The organism is Streptomyces composti (assembly GCF_012034205.1).
GTDB lineage: Bacteria > Actinomycetota > Actinomycetes > Streptomycetales > Streptomycetaceae > Streptomyces > Streptomyces composti.
On record NZ_JAATEM010000020.1, the window covers coordinates 60,169 to 81,175 of the forward strand.

Genomic DNA, 21,007 nt, shown 5'->3' on the forward strand with positions numbered 1-21,007 from the left:
GACCCGCGGGGAGATGCCGGGCCGGCGCCTCCCCGCGGGGGTGCCGTCAGGTGAGTTCGACGAGGAGGTCGCCGCCCTCGACCTGCTGGATGCGGTTGATGGCCAGGCGGCCGACCGTGCCGGCCCTGGGGGCCGTGATCGCCGCTTCCATCTTCATCGCCTCGATGGTGGCCACCGTGGCGCCCGCCTCCACCTCGTCGCCCTCGGAGACCGCGAGGGTCACCACGCCCGCGAAGGGCGCCGCGACATGGTTCGGGTTGTTCCGGTCGGCCTTCTCGGTGGCAGGGACGTCGGAGGCCGCCGCCCGGTCGCGGACCTGGATGGGCCGCAGCTGGCCGTTGAGGGTGGACATCACGGTGCGCATGCCGCGCTCGTCGGCGTCGCCGATCGCCTGCAGCTCGATGAGCAGCCGCACACCGGGCTCGAGGTCGACGCCGTACTCCTTGCCCGGGCGCAGCCCGTAGAAGAAGGCCTTGCTGTCCAGGACGCTGGTGTCGCCGAAGCTCTGCCGGTGCGTCTCGAACTCGCGGGTGGGTCCGGGGAACAGCAGCCGGTTGAGCGTGTTCCGCCGGTCCTTGGCCAGCCCGGCCCGGTCGTCCGCGGACAGCTCCTGGACCCGCTCGGGTGCGGGGCGGCCCTTGAGCGCCTTGGTGCGGAACGGCTCGGGCCAGCCGCCGGGCGGGGTGCCCAGCTCGCCGTGGAGGAAGCCGATCACGGAGTCCGGGATGTCGTACCGGCCGGGGTCGGCCTCGAAGTCCTCCGGGGAGACGCCCGCGCCCACCAGATGCAGGGCGAGGTCGCCGACCACCTTGGAGGAGGGGGTCACCTTCACCAGGCGGCCGAGCATCCGGTCGGCGGCGGCGTACATCGCCTCGATGTCCTCGAAGCGGTCGCCGAGACCGAGGGCGATGGCCTGGGTACGCAGGTTGGACAGCTGGCCGCCGGGGATCTCGTGGTGGTAGACGCGGCCGGTCGGGGAGGCCAGGCCCGCCTCGAAGGGGGCGTAGACCTTGCGGACGCTCTCCCAGTACGGCTCCAGGTCGCCGACCGCCTGCAGGTCGAGCCCGGTGGGCCGCTCGGAGTGGTCGGTCGCGGCGACGATCGCCGACAGGGGCGGCTGGGAGGTGGTGCCGGCCATGGACGCCACGGCCCCGTCGACCGCGTCCACCCCGGCCTGGATCGCCGCGAGGTAGGTGGCGAGCTGGCCGCCCGCGGTGTCGTGCGTGTGCAGGTGCACCGGCAGGTCGAACTCGCGGCGCAGCGCGGAGACCAGCTTGGCCGCCGCGGGCGCGCGCAGCAGGCCCGCCATGTCCTTGACGGCCAGTACATGGGCGCCGGCCTCGACGATCTGCTCGGCGAGGCGCAGGTAGTAGTCGAGGGTGTAGAGGCGCTCGCCCGGGTCGGACAGGTCGGCGGTGTAGCAGAGCGCGACCTCGGCGACGGCGGTGCCGGTCTCACGCACGGCCTCGATGGCGGGACGCATCTGGCTGACGTCGTTGAGCGCGTCGAAGATGCGGAAGATGTCGATGCCGGTGGCCGCAGCCTCCTGCACGAAGGCGTCGGTGACCTCGGTCGGGTAGGGGGTGTAGCCGACGGTGTTGCGGCCACGCAGCAGCATCTGCAGGCAGATGTTGGGGACCGCCTCGCGCAGGGCGGCCAGCCGCTCCCAGGGGTCCTCGGCGAGGAACCGCAGGGCGACGTCGTAGGTGGCGCCGCCCCAGCACTCCAGGGACAGCAGCTCCGGAAGCGTGTGCGCGACCACGGGCGCGACGGCCAGCATGTCCTTGGTGCGCACCCGGGTGGCCAGCAGCGACTGGTGGGCGTCGCGGAAGGTGGTGTCGGTGACGCCGAGGGCCGGGGACTCGCGCAGCCGGCGGGCGAAGCCCTCGGGGCCGAGTTCGGTGAGCCGCTGCCGGGAGCCGGCGGGCGGCTGCCCGGTGGGGCGCGGCGGCAGCTTGACCAGCGGGTCGGGCAGGTCGGGCCGCTCGCCGTGCGGCTTGTTCACCGTGACGTCGGCGAGATAGGTGAGCAGCTTGGTGCCGCGGTCGGCGGAGTGACGGGCGGTCAGCAGGTGCGGGCGCTGCTCGATGAAGGAGGTGGTGACGTGTCCCGCCTGGAACTCGGGGTCGTCGAGGACCGCCTGCAGGAACGGGATGTTGGTGGCCACGCCGCGGATGCGGAACTCGGCCACGGCGCGGCGGGCGCGGCCCACGGCGGTGGCGAAGTCGCGCCCGCGGCAGGTGAGCTTGACCAGCATGGAGTCGAAGTGGGCGCTGATCTCGGTGCCGGCGTGGGTGGTGCCGCCGTCCAGGCGGATGCCGGAGCCGCCCGGCGAGCGGTAGGCGCTGATCCGTCCGGTGTCCGGGCGGAAGCCGTTGGCCGGGTCCTCGGTGGTGATGCGGCACTGCAGGGCGGCGCCGCGCAGGGTGATCGACTCCTGGGAGAGCCCGAGGTCGGTGAGGGTCTCACCGGCGGCGATGCGCAGCTGCGACTGGACGAGGTCGACGTCGGTGACCTCCTCGGTGACCGTGTGCTCGACCTGGATACGCGGGTTCATCTCGATGAAGACGTGGTTGCCGTCGCGGTCGAGGAGGAACTCCACGGTGCCGGCGTTGCGGTAGCCGATCTGCCGGGCGAACCGCACGGCGTCGGCGCAGATCCGCTCGCGCAGCTCCGGGTCGAGATCGGGGGCCGGGGCCAGCTCGATGACCTTCTGGTGGCGGCGCTGCACGGAGCAGTCCCGCTCGAAGAGGTGGATGACGTCGCCCTCGCCGTCGGCGAGGATCTGCACCTCGATGTGGCGGGGGTCGACGACGGCCTTCTCCAGGAAGACGGTGGGGTCGCCGAAGGCGGAGGCCGCCTCCCGGGACGCCGCCTCGACGGCCTCCCTCAGCTGGGCGGGGTCCTCGACGCGCCGCATGCCGCGCCCGCCGCCGCCCGCGACCGCCTTGACGAACACCGGGAAACCGATGTCCTCGGCGGCCCGCAGCAGCTCGTCCACGTCCGTGGAGGGCTGGGAGGAGCCGAGGACGGGGACGCCGGCCTCGCGGGCGGCGGCCACCGCGCGGGCCTTGTTCCCGGTCAGCTCGAGGATGTCGGCGCTGGGCCCGACGAAGGTGATGCCGGCCCGTTCGCAGGCGCGGGCCAGCTCGGGGTTCTCGGAGAGGAAGCCGTACCCCGGGTAGACGGCGTCGGCTCCGGCGCGGCGCGCGGCGCGGATGATCTCGTCCACGGAGAGATACGCGCGCACCGGGTGACCGGGCTCACCGATCTCGTAGGCCTCGTCGGCCTTGAGCCGGTGCAGCGAGTTGCGGTCCTCGTACGGGAAGACAGCGACGGTACGGGCGCCCAGCTCGTACCCCGCGCGGAACGCCCGGATCGCGATCTCACCGCGGTTGGCGACGAGCACCTTGCGGAACATTGGTGATCCCTTCAGCCTGCCGGTGACGAAGACCATCGTGTCGGTGGCCGGCCGGATACGCCATGTGAGCCGGGCCACTCCACGAACCGAGGGCCGCGGAGGACGTCCTCCTCCGCGGCCCCCGGCGGGTGCGTGGCGTGGTCTACTCGGTGACCCGCAGCAGCTTGTTGGGGGTTCCGGTGCCCGGGTTGCTGATCTTGTCGGGGGTGGCCCTCTCGGTCAGCGCCTCGGCCACGGCGTCGGGCGTGGCGCCGGGGTCGGCGGACAGGTACACCGCGGCGGCGCCCGCGACGTGCGGGGAGGCCATGGAGGTGCCGGAGATGGTCCTGGTGCCGTCGTCGCTGTCGTTCCAGGCGGAGGTGATCTCGGAACCGGGGGCGTAGAGGTCCACGACGGAGCCGTAGTTGGAGAAGTCGGACTGGGCGTCGTCCTCGGTGCTGGAGGCGACGGTGAGCGCCTCGGGCACGCGGGCGGGCGAGCCCTGGCCGGCGTCGGTGGACTCGTTGCCGGCGGCGACGGCGAAGGTGATGCCGGAGGCGATGGCCTTGCTGACCGCCGCGTCGAGGGCGGGGTCGGCGGCGCCGCCGAGGCTCATGTTGGCCACGGACGGTCCCTGGTGGTGCTCGGTGACCCAGTCGATGCCGGCGACGACCTGCTCGGTGGTGCCGGAGCCGTTGTCGTCGAGGACTCTGACGGCCACGATGCGGGCCTTCTTGGCGACGCCGTGCTGGGCGCCGGCGATGGTGGCGGCGACGTGGGTGCCGTGGCCGTTGCCGTCGTCGGCGGTGTCGTCGTTGTCGACGGCGTCGTAGCCGTGCTCGGCGCGGCCCTCGAAGTCCTTGTGGGTGACGCGCACCCCGGTGTCGATGACGTAGGCGGTGACGCCCTCACCGGCCTTGTCCGGGTAGGTGTACTTGTGGTCGCCCGCGGTGTCGGTCTGGTCGACCCGGTCCAGGCCCCAGGACGGGGGGTTGTCCTGGGTGGCGGTGGTGTGCAGGGTGCGGTTGGCGACGACGGCGCCGACGGCGGGGTCGGCGGCGAGTCGCTTGGCCTCGGTCTCGGTCAGCCCGGTGGCGGAGAAGCCGTTGACGGCCGAGCCGTAGGTCCGCCGGAGCTTGCCGCCGTACTCACGGGCCAGCTCCTTCTTCTCGCCGGCGGAGGCCTTCTCGTCGAGGAGCACGATGAAGCTGCCGTCGACGGCGTTCTCTGCGCCGAGCCCGAGGACGGTGCCCTGGGGAGGTTCGGCGTGGGCCGTCGGCGCGGTGAGGAGCGCCGCGGAGGTCGCGGCGGCCACGGCTATCGCCGCGGTGGTGAGCTTGCGTGCACCGGTGTGCGTGTGATGCGTCATGAAGAGGGGTCTCCTCGTCAGTGGGGGGATTCACCTCCGGCGCGGCGAGGCGTCGGAGGATGACGAGAAGCGTGGCCACTTGTCGCGACCAGATCAATGCCTCCGCCGGCGGACTGACGCCACATCAGATGCCATCTCCACAAGGTCCGCCCAAAGCCGAGCCAACCTGTCGGCAAAACCCCTGCTGGCAGGGCTGGTTGAAGATCAAACGAGCGGCTGGGCGAGATTCGTGACCATCCCCTCACCCAACCCTCACGAGCCGGACGTTCTCCGTGCCGGAGCCGCTCACGGACGGACGCCGTCCGGCGCGGCCCGCCACGTCCTTCGAGGCGTCAGGCGACCACCCGGCCGCGCAGGACGACACGGCTCGGGTGGGCGGGCGCCGACGGGTCGGCGGCGGGATCGGTGTCGTGGGCGACGAGGTCCGCCGGTGCCCCGTCCACCAGCCCCGGCAGGCCGAGCCGGGCGCGTGCGGCCCAGGAGGCCGCGCCGAGCCGCCGCCTCGGCGGGCAGCCCCGCCCTCACGAGCCACTCCGCCTCGGAGGAGACCGTGCCGCAGGGAAGACTGTCCGTCCCCGCGAGGACCCTGACTCCGGCCTCGTGGGCGGCCCGGACGTCGGGCGGCAGGCCACGCCGGCCGTCCAGCCACGTCGCGACGGGCACTCGGCCGCTCCGCGCGCCTGCGGCCGGCGCCCGCGAAGGCAGTGAGGGCCGGCACGAAGGCGGTGCCCTGGGCGGCCATCCGGTCGATCAGTCGGAGAGCCCTTCCAGCTTCCACAGCAGTGCGTCGCGGGCGTCCTGGAGACAGCGGAGAAGGCCGGCCTGAACGCTGGCTTCGGTCATGCCGCGCACTCTGCCGTGCGGCACTGACATCCCGGCAGGCTGCCGGCGAGCGCAGGCCCGGGGTGCCGGGCCTAGACTCGGGAAGGGTGAACCGGATCTGCACCGTGGGGCACTCGACCCGGGAGGTCGAGGAGGTGGTGCGGATGCTGCGCCGCAACGACGTCACCTGCCTGGTGGACGTCCGCTCCTACCCGTCCTCGCGGAAGTTCCCGCAGTGGAATCGGCAGGCGCTCACCGAGGCGCTGCCCCCGGGCATCGATTACCGCTGGATCCGGGCGCTGGGCGGCCGGCGGCACACTCCGGCGGGTGTGCCCAGTCCCAACGGGGCCTGGCGGGTCAAGGCGTTCCGGGACTACGCCGACCACATGGCGACCGACGAGTTCCGGGAGGGCCTCGACGAGCTGCTGGAGCTGGCGGTGCAGGAACGCCCGGCGATCGTGTGCAGCGAGGCGGTGCCCTGGCGGTGCCACCGCCGGCTGATCACCGACGCGCTGATCGTCGCCGGTGCGGAGGTCGTGCACATCATGTCCCCGACGGTGACGAAGCCCGCCGTCCTCAGCGAGCACGCGCGGCTGCGGGACGGGCACCTGGTCTACCCGCCGCCTTCCTGACCGGGTACGGGAGTGCTCCGTGGCCGTGGTCGCGGAGGACGGCGCCGGAGTCGCGGACACGCGGAAACGGTGGTTGCCTGGGGCTGGTCGGATGCCGCCGGGCACGGCGGTGCACGTTCACCTCAGCGCAGGAGGCCGGTATGTCCTCGAAGCGACGCCGCAAGAAGAAGGCACGCCGCAAGCACGCCGCCAACCACGGCAAGCGGCCCCAGTCCTGAGGGCGGGGGCCGCGTCGCCGCGGTCCCGCCGCCCCTCCTCTGCCGGAGCAGCCGGCCGCGGGTCGTCTCCATGACCTCGGACCGGCTGCGCGAGCCGTGTTCGGCCGCGATGCAGTGCCGGCCGACGCGCAGCGAGAAGGCCAGCGGACAGTGGACCTCCACGTCGTCGGGGTCGGCGCAGAACTCGGAAGAGGCCGCGCGGGTAGGCCATGCGCCGGGTTGTCCACCCGCCGGAGGCGTCCGGCTACGGACGCATCGCGGCGGGCCCCGTCACGGACGGCGGGTTCCACCGGCACGCCGGTGACCGTCTCCTCGGTGGAGGAGGCGATGGTGAACAGCCTCTCCGGCTTGCCCCGTGCGTCCCCGCCCCCGCTCTCGGTCTGCTCGATCACGTCGTCGGTGACCGCACGCTCCCAGGTGTCGAGCATCTCGGTGAGCAGCGCCTCCCGGGCGCGGAAGCACCCGGGGAAGCCGCCCTCGGTGACGCCGAGCGGCCGGGCCGGCGCCTCGATGCGCACGGCGTCCGGGCCGCCGGCGGTCAGCGCCCGCAGTCCCGCCTCGATCCCCACTGCTCCGGGCCATGGGCAGGCAGCGGCAGGCCACGGCAGGCCGGCGCAGGAGCGGTGGTGTGAGCCCGTCGGTGTGAACACCGGATCCTGAGCCCGGCGGCGTCACCCCGGGGGACGAGGTGCCGGCGCGGACGGGCGCCTCCGCTCCGGCCGGTCAGCGCAGATCGCGCCGCATCAGGATCCTCGGGTGACCGGCGAGTACCGAGGTGGTGTCGGCGGCGTGCACGAAGCCGGCCCGCTCGAAGTTCTTGCGGAGCCCCGCGTACGCCATCGTCAGGTCGACCTTCGCGTCGCCGTTGTCGAGCGGATACGCCTCGACCACCGGGGCGCCGTGGCTGCGGGCGAACTCGACCGCACCGGCGATCAGCGCATGCGAGATGCCCTGCTTGCGGTGGCCGGGGCGGACGCGGATGCACCACAGGGACCACACCGGCAGGTCGTCCAGGTGCGGGATCTTGCGATTGCGGGCGAAGGAGGTCTCGGACCGGGGGGCCACCGCCGCCCAGCCGACCGGCTCGTCGCCGTCGTAGGCGAGGACCCCGGGCGCAGGCTCCGTGGCGCACAGCTTGCGCACGTACTCGCCGCGGGCGGGCCCGCGCAGCTCGTTGTTGAGCTTGGACGGGATGCGGTAGCTCAGGCACCAGCAGACGTTGGCCGTCGGCGACTTCGGGCCGAGCACGGCACGTACGTCCTCGAAGACCGTGGCCGGGCGGACATCGATGCTCATGGCACCACGATGGCACGACGTCGGGCCCGATGCCGTCCCGAACGGCGGACTGCCTCCTGCCGTCCACCCAACGTCCGCGGGCCGGGCTCCCTCACCCCGCGTCCACCTCGGTCCCGGCGCTCAGCACCTCGCGCAACTCCCCCAGGTACGGGCCCACATCGACCTGGATGGAAGCGCCCTGGGTGAGGCCGTAGCGCTCGGCGATGGAGGCGTGGTACGCGGCGATCTCCTCGCGCATCTCCTCCGGCGAGGGCAGCACGGCCTCGCCCCGCACGATCCGCGTCACCCACTGGGCCTGCGCCTCCACCAGCCGCGTGATCGCGCCCACCGGGCGGACCAGGCCGACGAAGTACAGGCCGGGCCGGTCCGGCGCGACGACCCGCCGGTACAGCTCGACCGGGCCGTCCGGGGCGGCCGGGCAGCCGGCCGGCAGGAACGGGTACGCCATCCGGTAGCCGGTGCAGTACACCACGGCGTCCGCCTCCGCGGACGTGCCGTCGGTGAAGACCACCCGGCCGCCGTCGAAGGATCCGATGGCCGGTTTCGGCGTCACCCGGCCGTGCCGGATGCGGCTGAGGATCTCGTCGGAGATCGTCACGGCGGAGGAGAAGATCGGGTGGTCCGGCTCGGGCAGCCCGTAGTCCGAGAGCCGGCCGCGGGCCACCAGCAGCGCCTGCTCCACGAAGCGGCGCTTCTGGGCCAGCGTCATCTCGTTCCACCACGGGGTGTCGGCGATCTCGTCCAGGGACATGCCGAACAGCTGCTTGGGCACGACGTGCAGCCCGCGGCGCACGGACAGATACGTCTGCTCCGCGTGGCGGGAGAGATCGGCGGCGATGTCCACCGCGGAGGCGCCCAGGCCCACCACGATCACGCGCCGGCCGGTGAAGTCGCTGCCGTCGCGGTAGTCGAGGGAGTGCAGGACACGGCCGGTGAACCCGTCCGCGCCGGCGGGGAGCGGATCGGGCAGCGACGGTTCCGTGTGGTGCCCGGAGGCGACGATCACGTGCTCGAAGCGCCGGGCCGCCACGGCGCCCTCGGCGTCCCGGCTCACCACCGTCCAGGTGCCGTCGGCCTCCTGGTCGGCGGAGACCACCTCGGTGCGCAGCTCCACACGGTCCAGCACGCCCGCCCACTCGGCGAACGACCGCAGATAGGCGGCCATGTCGCGGTGGCTGGGATAGAGCGGATACGAGTCCGGCATCGGGAAGTCGCGGTACCCCGTGAGCTGCTTGGCCGTGTTGAGGTGGAGGGAGAGATAGCCGGGGCCCCGCTCCCCCGCCTGCGGCCTGCGCCAGATGCCGCCGACGCCGGGCGACTTCTCCAGGCAGACGAAATCGGTACCGGCCTCCTTCAGGGCATGTGCCACCGCAAGCCCCGACAGCCCCGCCCCGATCACGCAGACCCGCACGTCCCACTCCCCACAGCCACGACTTGCCTCCCGGTCGGCCACTCGCTCCCGGGTCAGCCTTTGCCTGCCCAGCGGAAACACGCCGCACACCAGTACCCGTGCCGAACAGGCGTGGCGCTCGTCACGGTCCGGCCTGCGGGCGGGTCGCGGCGTCCGGGCCGTCGCCCCGGCCCTCGTCGTCCGGGTCCGCCGGGGCACGGTCGGGCCACACGCCCACATGGTCCGGCTCCGGGGTGAGGCGCACCCTGCCGCGCAGGCCGTACCGCTCCACGTAGTCGCGGGGCAGCTGGAGGCGTCCGGCCCGGTCCAGGACGGTGAACTCCTCGGACGCGGCGGCGCCGGGGCCACGCAGCGTCTCGGTGGAGGTGCGGCCGTCACGGATCCGCACGGTGCGGCGGACCTGGCCGGAGACGAGCGGGTCATGAGTGACGATCAGGACCGTCGCACCGAGCTGCTCGTTGGCGCGGCGCAGCGCCTCGAGGACCAGCTCGCCGCCGGCGGTGTCGAGTTCGCCGGTGGGCTCGTCGGCGAGCAGGACGCGCGGGCTGTTGGCGGCGGCCACCGCCACGGCCACCCGCTGCTGTTCCCCGCCGGAGAGCTGCGCGGGCAGCCGGTGCCGGCAGTGTGCGACGCCGAGCATGTCCAGGAGTTCCGCGGCCCGGTCGCGGCGCTTGCGGCGCGGTGTGCGGGTGTACTTCATCGGCAGGGCGACGTTCTCCTCGGCCGTGAGGTACGGCACCAGGTTGCGTCCGGTCTGCTGCCGGACGAAGCCGACGGTGCGCCGCCGGTAGTCGAGGCGTTCGCGGCGGCCCAGCGCCAGCAGGTCGTGTCCGGCGACACGGACGCGGCCTGCCGTGGGCAGGTCGAGGCCGGAGAGGATGGACAGCAGGGTCGACTTGCCGGAGCCGGAGGCGCCGACGAGCGCCGTGCACTCGCCCTCCTCGACGACGAGGTCGAGCCCTTGGAGGGCCTGCACCTCCACTCCTTCGGTGCGGTAGACGCGGACCAGGTTGTCGCAGACGATCAGGCCCGCGTCGGGCAGGGGCCGGCGGGCCGCACGGGCCCGCTCCTCCAGCCGGCGCAGGCCGGTCGCGCCGGTCGCCTCGGGTTCGCTCACGCTCACCGTTCCTCCGTAAGCCTCAGGACCGCGCCGAGCCGTCGGCGCCCTCCCCACCAGGTCTCCATGCCCACCGCCGTGAGCACCAGCAGCCCGAGACCGGCGCCGGCCGCGGCGGCGAGCAGCGGGTCGGGGGCGGTGCCGGGGGTGCCGGGTCCGCCGGTGAACTCGTCGAGGCGCAGGGCGGGTTCGAGCAGCACCGGCAGCATCAGGCCCAGCGCGCCGCCGCCGACGAGGGCGGCCAGCACCATCGGGAGCAGTTGCAGCAGATGCAGCGCCGAGGTGGCGCCGCAGTTCAGTCCGAGGGTGCGCAGATGGGCGGCGGTGCGGACGCGGGCCGGGGCGGACAGCAGAAGATCGAGGAGGAGTGCCGGCAGGGCGAGGGCGACGGCGAGAGCGGTACAGCCGGTGTGGGCGGTCACGAGCACACGGATCAGACCGTCGGACGACGCCTCGGCCTCCTCCTCGGCGCGGATCCGCAGTTCACCGAGGGCGGCGGCGGACGCCGCCTCGGGCACGACCGCGCGCAGCTCCCGCACGTCCAGCCGGGGGCCGTAGAGCAGCAATGCGGTCTGCTCGTAGTCGCCCGGGTCGATGGCGGTGAGCGCCCGGTTGTCGGTGAGCAGCATGCGGTCCCGGGCCGTGGTGGAGCTGCGCACCGGGCCGAGGGCCGGGTCGCGCAGTACCTCGGCGGGGAGCCGTCCGACGACCCGCAGCCGCAGCTTTCTGCCGTGCGAGACGATGGTGAGCGCCTCGCCGGTGCGGGCGTCGGAGGCCAGGACGGGGATGTCCCCGCCTGACGGCGCGGTGGATCCGATGCGGGCCGCCGCCAGGGCCCGCCCCGCCTCCGAGTCGGGGGACGCGGCGCGGAGCCGGTCGCCGTCCACGGCGAGGAGGCTGCCGACGCCGTGGCGTTCGCCGCTCGTCGCGCTTGTCGGGTCGACCCGCAGCTGCCGCACCCGCACGGTGCTCTCCACCCCGCGGGCCCGGGCGAGCCGTTCGGCGACGCCGGGATGGTGGGCCGCACCCAGGTACGCGGCGTCGGCGCCGGCCTGCCAGGCCGCGGCCGTGCGGCGGGCGTCGGCGAGCGTGCCGACGACGATCCCGCCGGAGACCGCGCCGGCCAGGGTCACCACGAGGACCAGCAGGGCCAGGGCGCGGGCCGGGGCCTCCTTGGCGGCGCGGGACAGCGCGATCAGCGCCACCGCGCCACGCCCGCGCGCCGCCCAGCGGGCCGCGAGCCGCACCGGCAGCGGGTAGCAGCGCAGCAGGACGGCGACGACGGCCAGGCCCAGCAGGGCCGGCACCGCGGCGAGCAGCGGATCGGGCCCGGCGCCGGCGGTGCCCCGGGTGCGCAGCGCCGCCACCCCGGCCGCGGCGAGGAGGAGGACGAGCAGTTCGGCGACGATTCTGCGTCCGCCACGGCGCGGGCCGGGGGCGTCCTGCCGGGTGCGCGCGGTCCGGTCGCGCAGCGCGTACCAGGTGAGGGCGGGCAGCAGCAGCCAGACGAGCACGGCGACACCGGCGCCGTAGTGGTCGGCGGGTGCGGCAGGCGGAAGGGAGCGGGCCGCGGTGAGGCCGGCGGCGAGCCCGGCGAGGGCGGCGGGCGCGGTGTGCGCGGCCCGGGTGAGCGCCAACCGGTGGGCACTGGCGCCGCGGGCGCGCTGCAGTCGGTGGACGTCGAGACGGCGGCGGAGGGCGAGCAGGGCTGTGGCCACGACGGTGAGCACCCCGACGGCGAGCAGCGAGGCGAGCGCGAAGGAGATCACCACGCGGCCGTGCCGCCACTGCCGGCCGAAGGTGTCGAGGGAGTCGAGCAGCGGTGTGCGGTCGTCCAGGCTCGAGGCCGCGTGGTCGCCGATCCTGCAGTACATGCCGCCGAAGCTGCCGATGTCGCCGCAGTAGGCGGTGCGCGCGTCGTCCGGATACCGGGTGAGCAGCCGGCGCAGTTCCTTCCGGCCCTCCTCGCCGGCGAAGCGCGCGGCGGCGGCCACGTCGAGATCGAGGCGCAGGCTCCAGTCGGCGGTGAGGGTGACTCCGGTCCGGTCCTGGAGCGTGGTGAGGGTGCGCGGTGCGACCAGGGCCCGGGCCTCCCACCGCGGCCCGGAGCCGTCGCGCGGGGGTTGCTGCGACGGGCGGGCCAGCAGCGGCTGTTCGCGCCAGAGCCGGGCGCCGGGTCCCGAGCCCCGCTCGTCGGCGGTGAAGAAGCCGACGACCACGGCCGTCGCCCCGGCGGGTTCCAACGAGCCGGGCCGCAGCGGCAGTCGCTGTCCCAGGCGCAGCTTCAGCGTGTCGCGGGTGCGGGTGGAGAAGGCGACCTCGATCGTCCGGCTCCGCGGGTCGGGCGGCCGTCCCTCGGCGTAGACGGCGCGGCCGGGCGCGTCGGAGGCGTGGATCAGGCCGAGGGCGGTCTCCCGGCCGGCGGTGCGGATGCCGACGGAGGCCAGCTCGACGCGGGTGGCGTAGGGGGCGAGCCGGCCTTTCAGCGGGCCGGGTACCGCGTTGCCGATGACGGTGGTGGCCGCGTGCAGGCCCTCGCCGAGACCGGTGGCGAGGTCGCGGGGGCCCCGCCGGGTCGCCGGCTCGAACCGGGCGCTGAGACGCAGGCCGGGCGCCGACCGCTGTGCCTGGTCCAGGCGTGCGGTGAGCGCCTCTCCGGCGAACCGGTCGAGCAGGGCGGGGGCGCCGGCGGCGACGGCGCTGAGCAGGGCGATCAGCAGGGTCGTGCAGACCAGCAGCGGCAGCTCGGCCCGCATCTCGCGCAGGGCTGCGGGGGCGCGGGGCGGGCGCCTCTCCGGGGTGGCGGGGGCATGGGTCCGGCGCCTCCCCGGGATGGCGGGGGCGCGGGGCGGGCGCTGTGTCCGTCTCATCGGTCCTCCCCCGCGCGCAGCACCCGGGCCGGGTCGATGCGGCCCAGGAAGCGGGCGGCGACGGTGACGACCGCGCAGATCAGCAGGGTCGTCGCGGTCGCGGTGCAGGTGACGCGCAGCCAGGGGACGTCGGTGAGCAGGGCGGGGTGGACGGGCGCACCGGTGTCGTCGACGGTGACCAGCGGGGTGATCGTCGCGGCCAGCCCGGTGCCCAGCAGGGTGCCGAGCAGGGCGGCGACGGCGGCCAGGGCGAGCTGCTCGGTCCACAGGCAGGCGGCGAGCTGGCGGCGGCGCAGGCCGAGGGCGCGCAGCAGGGCGAATTCGCCCGCCCGGGCGCGCGCGGAGAGGGCGGTGTGCAGGGTGAAGCCCACCACGGCGAACGCCGGGGCGAGCAGCAGGCACAGGGTCAGCGCGCCGCGGGCGCCCTGGCGCAGCGGGTCGGCGGCCAGCAGCGCACGGGTGTGCGGGACGTCGGTGGCGGTGCCGAGGCGGGGGTCGGCGCGCACCGCGCGCAGTGCCGCCGAGGCGTCGTGCCCCTCGGCGGCCACCCACCATGCGGACTCCGCGCGGGGCAGCGCTCCGGAGAGGACCAGCTGGGCGGCGATCGCCCGGGAGTCGGCGAGCAGCCGGGGCCGGTCCCGGTCGGCCCCGGGCACCGCGTCGATCTCCCCGACGATCTTCAGGCGTGCGGTGCCGCCCTGGGCGGCCTGCAGGGTCACGGTGTCGCCGACGCGGACCACACCGGAGCCGAGCAGGGTGCGGTCGGCGAGCACGGGTGCGGCGGGGCGTCCCCTGGTGGTGTCGGTGCCCAGGCGGACGCTCCAGGTCGGGTACTTCAGGGCGGTGTCGGGTCCGCGCAGTACGGCGTCGAGGAGGGTGCCGGGCGCGCGCCGGTCGGAGCAGAGCACCGGGCCCGGGGCGGTGCCGGGGCGCCTCGGGGGCTTCGCGCCGGGGCATCCGGCGGCGTGCAGGTCGGGGCGGTCGGCGCGCAGGTCGTGCCAGCGGGCGGGCCGGGTCAGACCCGGCACGCGGTCGATGGTGAGCCGGTAGGTGCGCCGGGCCTTCTCACCGGTCATGCTCAGGCCGAGCTGCACGATGCGCACGCCCTCGCCGGCCGGGGCGGGCACGTGCACGGTGCGGGGGGCGCCGCCGGTGTCCCGGAGACCGACCGTGCCCGAGTGGGTCAGGCCGTCGGCGTCGAGGAAGTGGACGGTCAGCCGGACGGGCCGGGGTTCGCCGGGGCCGTCCGCGGCGAGCCGGACGCGCAGCGGCAGGCGGCGCGGTGCCTCGGTGAGGGGCAGGCCGTGGGCGGGAACGGCACGGCCGAGCGGGGCCACGAGGTCGGCCACCGGCCGGTCGGCGAGGTCGCGCCGCAGGGCGGGTGCGGGACCGGTGGTGGTGTTGACGGCGGTGACGGCGACCCAGCTCTGGCCGAGGTAGCCGTCGGTCTCGGTCACGGGGGTGGTGGCTCGCGCGCCGGGCAGTGCGGCGTAGGCGCTGCGCCGGTCTGCGGGCGCCGGGCGTTCGCCGGGTGTGATGCGCAGGTCGGCGCCGAGCCGGAAGACGGCCTGGTCGTGGTCTCCGCGGTCGAGGACGGCGAGGGCGGTGCTGCTGAGGGCGGCCACGGCGAGGGCGAGCGTCACCAGTAGGGCCGGCCCGGCGTGCCGGCGGGCGCGGCGGGCGATCTGCCAGCCGCCCAGGGGCAGCACCAGGCCGGTGCCGGAGCGGGCCGCGGGGTCGGTGAGCCGGGCGATCAGCGGCAGGGCGCGCAGCACGAGGAGCGCGGCGGCGGTGGTCATGGCCACCGGGGCGAGCACCAGCACCGGGTCGACGCCGCCGCGGGTCACCGGGGTGCGGTACCGGGCGAGCTGGAGCCAGCCCAGTACGGCGACGGCGGCGAGGCCCAGGTCGGCGCCGAACCGCTGGGCGGCGGCGAACCGCCCGAGACGCTGCCGCAGTGCGCGCAGGGCATGGCGGTCCCGGGCGGTCCGCAGCGTCGGCGGCAGCAGCGCGGCCGCGAACACGGCGACGGCGAGCAGCGCGGCCAGTCGTCCTGCGGGAACGTCGGCGGTCGCCGGAACGTCGCCCGGCAGCAGCCCTGCGCCGTCGAGCAGCCGCAGCAGCGGGCCGGCCAGGAAGGGCGCGGCCAGGCCCGCCGGCAGGGCGACGAGCGCCCCGAGGGCGCCGGTCGACCCGGCCAGCCGCCAGGTTCCGGCGCCCCGGGCGGCCAGCAGGGCGAGTTCGGTCCGCCGGTGCTCGGCGAGGCGGCGGGCGGTGAGGACGAGGGCGGCCGCGGCGAGGGCGGCGAGCAGGGTCGCGGGCATGTAGAGGCCGGCCCGGGTGACGGCGATGGGGGTGGTCAGGTCGTCGAGCGCGTCGTCCAGCGTGGACGACACCCGCAGCGGGGTCGTGGGGCGGGTGCCGCGGTAGACGGAGAGCGTGACGTCGCTGCCGCCGAACCGGTCGGCGCGCTCCGCCAGCGGCCCGATGTCGGCCAGGTGCAGCCGCCCGGCGTCGGGGACGCCCAGCCAGAGCGCACCGGTGTCCCGGGCGAGGGCGGGGGTGGCGGTGAGCGCCTGACGGGACATCAGGGCCACGGAGTCGGAGGCGCCGAAGGTGACGCTGCCGAGGGCGGCCCAGACGGCGGGGCTGCGCTCGGCGGGCCGGTACAGGCCGACGACGCGCAGCCGGAGCCGGGGCCCCCCGGACGGCTGGATGCGCAGGTCGTCGCCGGGGCGGACGCCGAGTCCGGCCGCGAAGGCTTCGTGCAGCGCCGTCTCGGGCGTGCCGCCGGGGGCGGTCCTGGGCAGGCGTCCCGCCACCAGGGTGGTGTGCCGGGCCGCGTGCTGCAGGGCGGCGAGCGATACGCGGGTGTCGTCGCGGCGCCGGCCGGCCGCCTCGGTGAGGCTCAGCTGGGCGGAGCGGGCGGCGGGGACCCGGAGCGCGGACCAGGTGTGGTGCGGTACGCCGCCGAAGGCGCGGTCCACGGCGTCGCGCACCAGCCCGTCCACCCGCCCGGCGTCCTGCTGCCGGTACGGGCCGCTGACGCCGATCACGGCGTCGGGGTCACGGGCGAGCCGGCGCTGGGCCCCTCCCTCGACGGCCTGCTCGGTGAGGGCGGCGAGTGCGGCGAGCACGGTGGCGGCGAGCAGCACGGCGAGATGCGCGGCGACCAGCACCAGGGCGTGCTGCCGTACCGCCCGCACCGCCGCCGGCGGCATACGTCGCCCGCTCAACTCCCCCGTCTCCCCCCGTCCGTGGACCGCCACAGTATGGTCCGGCCGCCCGGGCCGGGCAATCGTCCCGACGGACTCCCGGGGGACGCGCCGGGAGCGGGCGCCGGGACCCGGCGGGGCGGGGAGGAAGGCAGCCGGGGCCGGGCGGCGGGGGTGGCGCGGCCGGTCAGGACGGGTACCCGGGTGGCAGGCGACCGACTGCCCGAGGGAGTGACACGGCATGCTCTCCGAAACCGTGACGGTCCCCGCGCAGGGGCCGGACCGGGCGGCCCTGCCCGGCGATCTGGTCCTTCCCGAGGAGCCCCGGGGGGTGGTGCTGTTCGCGCACGGCAGCGGCAGCTCGCGGTTCAGCCCCCGCAACCGGGCGGTCGCCGAGGAGCTGCAGCGGGCCGGGCACGGGGCGCTGCTGCTGGATCTGCTCACCGAGGACGAGGAGCGCGACGACCTGCTGACCGCGCGGCACCGCTTCGACATCGGCCTGCTCGCCGGCCGGCTGGCCGGCACGATCGACTGGCTTCGGCGGCGACCGGACACCGCGGGGCTCCCGGTGGGCCTGTTCGGGGCGAGCACGGGTGCGGCGGCGGCGCTGGTGGCGGCGGCCGAGCGTCCGGAACGGGTGTCGGCCGTGGTGTCCCGGGGCGGGCGTCCGGATCTGGCGGGCGGGGCGCTGGAGCGGGTGGCGGCGCCGGTGCTGCTCATCGTGGGCGGCGACGACCGGACGGTGCTCGGTCTGAACCGTGCGGCGGCGGCCGGGCTGCGGGTGACGCACGAGATCCACGTGGTGCCGGGAGCGACCCATCTGTTCCCGGAGCCGGGTGCGCTGGAGGAGGTGGCGCGGGCCGCCGCCGGATGGTTCGGGCCGCTGGCTCGCGGCGTCCTAGCGACACGTTCTGGAGACACGGCGCCCTGGAGACATATGGTTACCGAATGCCCCGGACTCGGCACAGGCCTCCCGGTCGATCCCGTTGGGGGGCGGGCCCGTGTATGACGTGCCGCTGTGGCTGTGGCTGGTGTTCGCCGTCATCGTGCTGGCGTCGCTGGCGGTGGATCTGCTGGCGCACCGGCAGACGCATGTCATCGGATTCCGTGAGGCCGCGGTGTGGAGTGCCTGGTGGGTGGGCCTGGCGGTCCTCTTCGGCGGGGTGGTGTTCCTCGTGGTGGGGACGCGGCCCGGGGTGGAATACACCACCGCCTGGCTGCTGGAGAAGAGCCTGTCGGTCGACAACCTCTTCGTCTTCGCGCTGATTTTCAGCTATTTCAAGGTGCCGCGCGAGCACCAGCACCGGGTGCTGTTCCTCGGCGTGCTCGGCGCGCTGGTCTTCCGCGGGCTGTTTCTCGCGGCCGGTGTGGCGGTGGTCAGCCGCTTCACCGCGGTGCTTTTCGTCTTCGCCGCCGTCCTCTTCTACAGCACCTACAAGATCCTCCACGGGGAGGACGAGAGTTTCGACCCGGGCCGGAGCTTCGCGGTGCGGCTGCTGCGCAAGGTCGTTCCGGTGCGGGACGAATACGCGGGGGCGCGGTTCTTCGTGAAGGAGGCCGGGAGGCGCGTGGCCACGCCGCTGCTCGCGGTGGTCGCCGCGATCGAGGCCGCGGACCTGGTGTTCGCGGTGGACAGCGTGCCGGCCGTGCTGGCCGTGAGCAGCGACGCCTTCATCGTCTACACCAGCAACGCTTTCGCGATCCTCGGGCTGCGCGCCCTGTATTTCCTGCTGGCCGGACTGCTCGACCGCTTCCGCCATCTGAGTCAGGGCCTGGCGCTGATCCTTTCCTTCATCGCCGTCAAGCTCATCATGCAGGCCTCCCACAAACTGATCACCCCGGCCGTTCCCGAGGTGCCCTCATGGCTCAGTCTCTGCGTGATCGTGGTCGTGCTGAGCGTCTCCGTGGCGGTCAGCCTGACGCGGCCGGTGACCGCGGAGGATTCCGGGAAAACGCGACCCGCCGATGTTTCCGCGCCGGAGGACCCTCCCGGCCCTCCCGAAAAGCATTAAAAACTGGGTAAAATCGGGGTATGAACCGTGAGCGGAGACACCGGGTGACGCTGCCCGCCGGTCAGGTCTGCCCGTCCTGCAAGCACCCTGTCGAGACGGTGGTCGAGCGTCACAAGACCATGGGCGTGTACGTGCCGCTGTGGGTGGCCGGGCCCTGCCGGAACCCGCACTGCCCGCAGTACGAGCCGGAGGAGGCCCCCTCCGCCGAGGAGGAGGCCTCGCCCCGTGCAACGGAGACCGGGCAGGCCTCCCCGGGTCAGGCGCCCACGTAGTCGGCGAGGTGCTCGCCGGTGAGGGTGGACCGGCCGGCGACCAGATCGGCCGGGGTGCCCTCGAAGACGATCCGGCCGCCGTCGTGGCCCGCGCCGGGGCCGAGGTCGATGATCCAGTCGGCGTGCGCCATGACCGCCTGGTGGTGCTCGATCACGATGACCGACTTGCCGGAGTCCACCAGGCGGTCCAGCAGGCCGAGCAGCTGCTCCACATCGGCCAGGTGCAGACCCGTGGTGGGCTCGTCCAGGACGTAGATGCCGCCCTTCTCCCCCATGTGCGTGGCGAGCTTGAGCCGCTGACGCTCACCGCCGGAGAGCGTGGTGAGCGGCTGGCCCAGCGTGAGATAGCCGAGCCCGACGTCCTGCAGCCGCTCGACGATCCGGTGCGCGGCGGGCAGGCGTGACTCGCCCTCGCGGAAGAACGTCTCCGCCTCGGTCACCGACATCTCGAGGACCTCGCTGATGTCCCGCCCCCCGAAGCGGTACTCCAGCACCTCGGCCATGAACCGCTTGCCCTCGCAGTCCTCGCAGGGCGAGGAGACGGTGGCCATGATGCCCAGCTCGGTGAAGACGACCCCGGCGCCGTCGCAGGTGGGGCAGGCGCCCTCGGAGTTGGCGCTGAACAGGGCGGGCTTGACGCCGTTGGCCTTCGCGAAGGCCTTGCGGATCGGGTCGAGCAGCCCGGTGTAGGTGGCGGGGTTGCTGCGCCGGGAGCCGCGGATCGGGGCCTGGTCGACGAAGACGACGCCCTCGTCCTTCGGCATCGAGCCGTGGATGAGCGAGCTCTTGCCGGAGCCGGCCACCCCGGTGACGACCGTGAGCACGCCGAGCGGGATGTCGACGTCCACGTTCCGCAGGTTGTTCTTCGTCGCGCCGCGGATGGCCAGCTTGCCGGTGGGCTCGCGCACCGAGTCCTTCAGCCGGGCCCGGTCGTCCAGGTGCCGGCCGGTGACGGTGCCGCTGCCGCGCAGCCCCTCGACGGTGCCCTGGTAGCAGACGGTGCCGCCGGCCGTGCCCGCACCCGGGCCGAGGTCCACCACATGGTCGGCGATGGCGATGGTCTCCGGTTTGTGCTCCACGACGAGCACCGTGTTGCCCTTGTCGCGCAGCCGCAGCAGCAGGTCGTTCATCCGCTGGATGTCGTGCGGGTGCAGGCCGATGGTCGGCTCGTCGAAGACGTAGGTGACGTCGGTGAGCGAGGAGCCCAGGTGGCGGATCATCTTCACGCGCTGCGCCTCGCCGCCGGAGAGGGTGCCCGCGGGGCGGTCCAGGGAGAGGTAGCCGAGGCCGATCTCCTCGAACGAGTCGAGGGTGCCCTGGAGCGCGGTGAGCAGCGGGGCGACGGACGGCTCGTCCAGCTCGCGCACCCAGGCGGCCAGGTCGCGGACCTCCATGCGGCAGGCGTCGGCGATGCTGACGCCCTTGATCCTGGAGGACCGGGCGGCCTCGCTGAGCCGGGTGCCCTCGCACTCGGGGCAGTCGGTGAAGGTGACCGCCCGCTCGACGAAGGCCCGGATGTGCGGCTGCATCGCCTCCTTGTCCTTGGACAGGAAGGACTTCTGGATCTTGGGGATGAGGCCCTCGTAGGTCAGGTTGACCCCGTTGACCTTGACCTTGGTGGGCTCCCGGTACAGGAAGTCCTGCATCTCCTGCTCGGTGAACTCGCGGATCGGCTTGTTCGGGTCGAGGAAGCCCGACTGGGCGTAGAGGCCGACCGTCCAGACGTTGTCCGACTTCCAGCCGGGGATGGTGAAGGCGCCCTCGGCGATGGATTTGGAGTCGTCGTAGAGCTGGGTGAGGTCGATGTCGGAGACCTTGCCGCGGCCCTCGCAGTGCGGGCACATGCCGCCGGTGCGGGTGAAGGTGACCTTCTGCTTCTTGCCGCTGCCCACGGTGATCGCGCCGGCCGCCTTGACCGTGGGCACGTTGAAGGAGTACGCGGCGGGGCCGCCGATGTGCGGGTCGCCGAGCCGGCTGAAGAGGATCCGCAGCATCGCGTCGGCGTCGGTGACGGTGCCGACGGTGGAGCGCGGGTCGCCGCCCATGCGCTGCTGGTCCACGGTGATCGCCGTGGTGAGGCCCTCGAGGACGTCGACCTCGGGGCGGGCGACGTTGGGCATGAAGCCCTGCACGAAGGCGCTGTAGGTCTCGTTGATCAGCCGCTGCGACTCGGCGGCGATGGTGTCGAACACCAGGGAACTCTTGCCGGAACCGGACACGCCGGTGAACACGGTGAGCCGGCGTTTGGGCAGTTCGACGCTGACGTCCTTGAGGTTGTTCTCCCGCGCTCCGTGCACGCGGATGACGTCGTGGCTGTCGGCGGCGGGCAAGGCGGGCGACTGGCTCTTCGTCGTCTTGGCCCTGGGCATCTTC

General features: G+C 74.3%; 13 protein-coding genes. 5 read left to right on the top strand and 8 right to left on the bottom strand.

Annotation, left to right across the window (positions count from 1 at the left end; translation table 11 throughout):
* Window positions 1-46 precede the first annotated feature (46 nt).
* On the bottom strand, window positions 47-3,421 hold the full coding sequence (locus HCJ93_RS17675; protein WP_167996689.1) for a pyruvate carboxylase: 3,375 nt from the start codon (window positions 3,419-3,421) through the stop codon (window positions 47-49).
* Between the two features lie 142 nt (window positions 3,422-3,563).
* Window positions 3,564-4,769: a S8 family peptidase gene (locus HCJ93_RS17680; RefSeq protein WP_167996690.1), complete on the bottom strand. Its 1,206-nt coding sequence runs from the start codon at window positions 4,767-4,769 to the stop codon at window positions 3,564-3,566.
* A 929-nt stretch (window positions 4,770-5,698) separates the two neighbouring features.
* On the opposite strand from HCJ93_RS17680, the gene HCJ93_RS17690 reads away from it, so the two are divergent.
* Both HCJ93_RS17690 and HCJ93_RS30345 read left to right on the top strand, forming a co-directional pair.
* On the top strand, window positions 5,699-6,223 hold the full coding sequence (locus tag HCJ93_RS17690; protein ID WP_167996691.1) for a DUF488 domain-containing protein: 525 nt from the start codon (window positions 5,699-5,701) through the stop codon (window positions 6,221-6,223).
* A gap of 140 nt (window positions 6,224-6,363) precedes the next feature.
* Window positions 6,364-6,441, top strand: coding sequence for a 50S ribosomal protein bL37 (locus HCJ93_RS30345; protein WP_375256634.1), 78 nt, complete (start codon window positions 6,364-6,366; stop codon window positions 6,439-6,441).
* Between the two features lie 723 nt (window positions 6,442-7,164).
* Here HCJ93_RS30345 and HCJ93_RS17695 read toward each other — a convergent pair.
* From HCJ93_RS17695 to HCJ93_RS29890, 5 genes are all read right to left on the bottom strand, one after another.
* On the bottom strand, window positions 7,165-7,737 hold the full coding sequence (locus HCJ93_RS17695) for a GNAT family N-acetyltransferase (protein ID WP_167996692.1): 573 nt from the start codon (window positions 7,735-7,737) through the stop codon (window positions 7,165-7,167).
* A gap of 91 nt (window positions 7,738-7,828) precedes the next feature.
* A complete protein-coding gene (locus tag HCJ93_RS17700) occupies window positions 7,829-9,148 on the bottom strand; it encodes a flavin-containing monooxygenase (protein WP_167996693.1) in 1,320 nt (439 codons plus the stop codon).
* 121 nt (window positions 9,149-9,269) lie between these two features.
* The gene (locus HCJ93_RS17705) at window positions 9,270-10,265 is read right to left on the bottom strand and encodes an ABC transporter ATP-binding protein (protein ID WP_373563588.1); all 996 of its coding nucleotides are present in this window, start codon (window positions 10,263-10,265) and stop codon (window positions 9,270-9,272) included.
* A 2-nt stretch (window positions 10,266-10,267) separates the two neighbouring features.
* Window positions 10,268-13,135 (bottom strand): YML083C domain-containing protein, encoded by a 2,868-nt coding sequence (locus tag HCJ93_RS17710; RefSeq protein WP_167996694.1) that lies wholly within the window; start codon window positions 13,133-13,135, stop codon window positions 10,268-10,270.
* Complete coding sequence (locus HCJ93_RS29890; protein ID WP_277350732.1) at window positions 13,132-16,371, bottom strand: FtsX-like permease family protein; 3,240 nt, start codon at window positions 16,369-16,371, stop codon at window positions 13,132-13,134. Before HCJ93_RS29890 ends, HCJ93_RS17710 begins: the two co-directional genes overlap by 4 nt.
* A gap of 220 nt (window positions 16,372-16,591) precedes the next feature.
* Between HCJ93_RS29890 and HCJ93_RS17720 the strand changes: the two genes are divergently transcribed.
* From HCJ93_RS17720 to HCJ93_RS17730, 3 genes are read left to right on the top strand one after another with little or no spacing between them, the layout of a single operon-like run.
* Entirely contained in the window at window positions 16,592-17,359 is a 768-nt protein-coding gene (locus tag HCJ93_RS17720; RefSeq protein WP_167996695.1) for a dienelactone hydrolase family protein, read from the top strand.
* A complete protein-coding gene (locus HCJ93_RS17725) occupies window positions 17,352-18,362 on the top strand; it encodes a TerC family protein (protein ID WP_167996696.1) in 1,011 nt (336 codons plus the stop codon). The genes HCJ93_RS17720 and HCJ93_RS17725 overlap by 8 nt, the downstream gene beginning before the upstream one ends.
* Before the next feature lie 20 nt (window positions 18,363-18,382).
* Window positions 18,383-18,634 carry a hypothetical protein gene (locus tag HCJ93_RS17730; RefSeq protein ID WP_167996643.1) on the top strand — a complete coding sequence of 84 codons (252 nt, stop codon included), beginning with the start codon at window positions 18,383-18,385 and terminating at the stop codon, window positions 18,632-18,634.
* Here HCJ93_RS17730 and HCJ93_RS17735 read toward each other — a convergent pair.
* Complete coding sequence (locus tag HCJ93_RS17735; RefSeq protein ID WP_167996752.1) at window positions 18,619-21,003, bottom strand: ATP-binding cassette domain-containing protein; 2,385 nt, start codon at window positions 21,001-21,003, stop codon at window positions 18,619-18,621. The two genes, HCJ93_RS17730 and HCJ93_RS17735, sit on opposite strands and share 16 nt — an antisense overlap.
* Window positions 21,004-21,007: the final 4 nt, after the last annotated feature.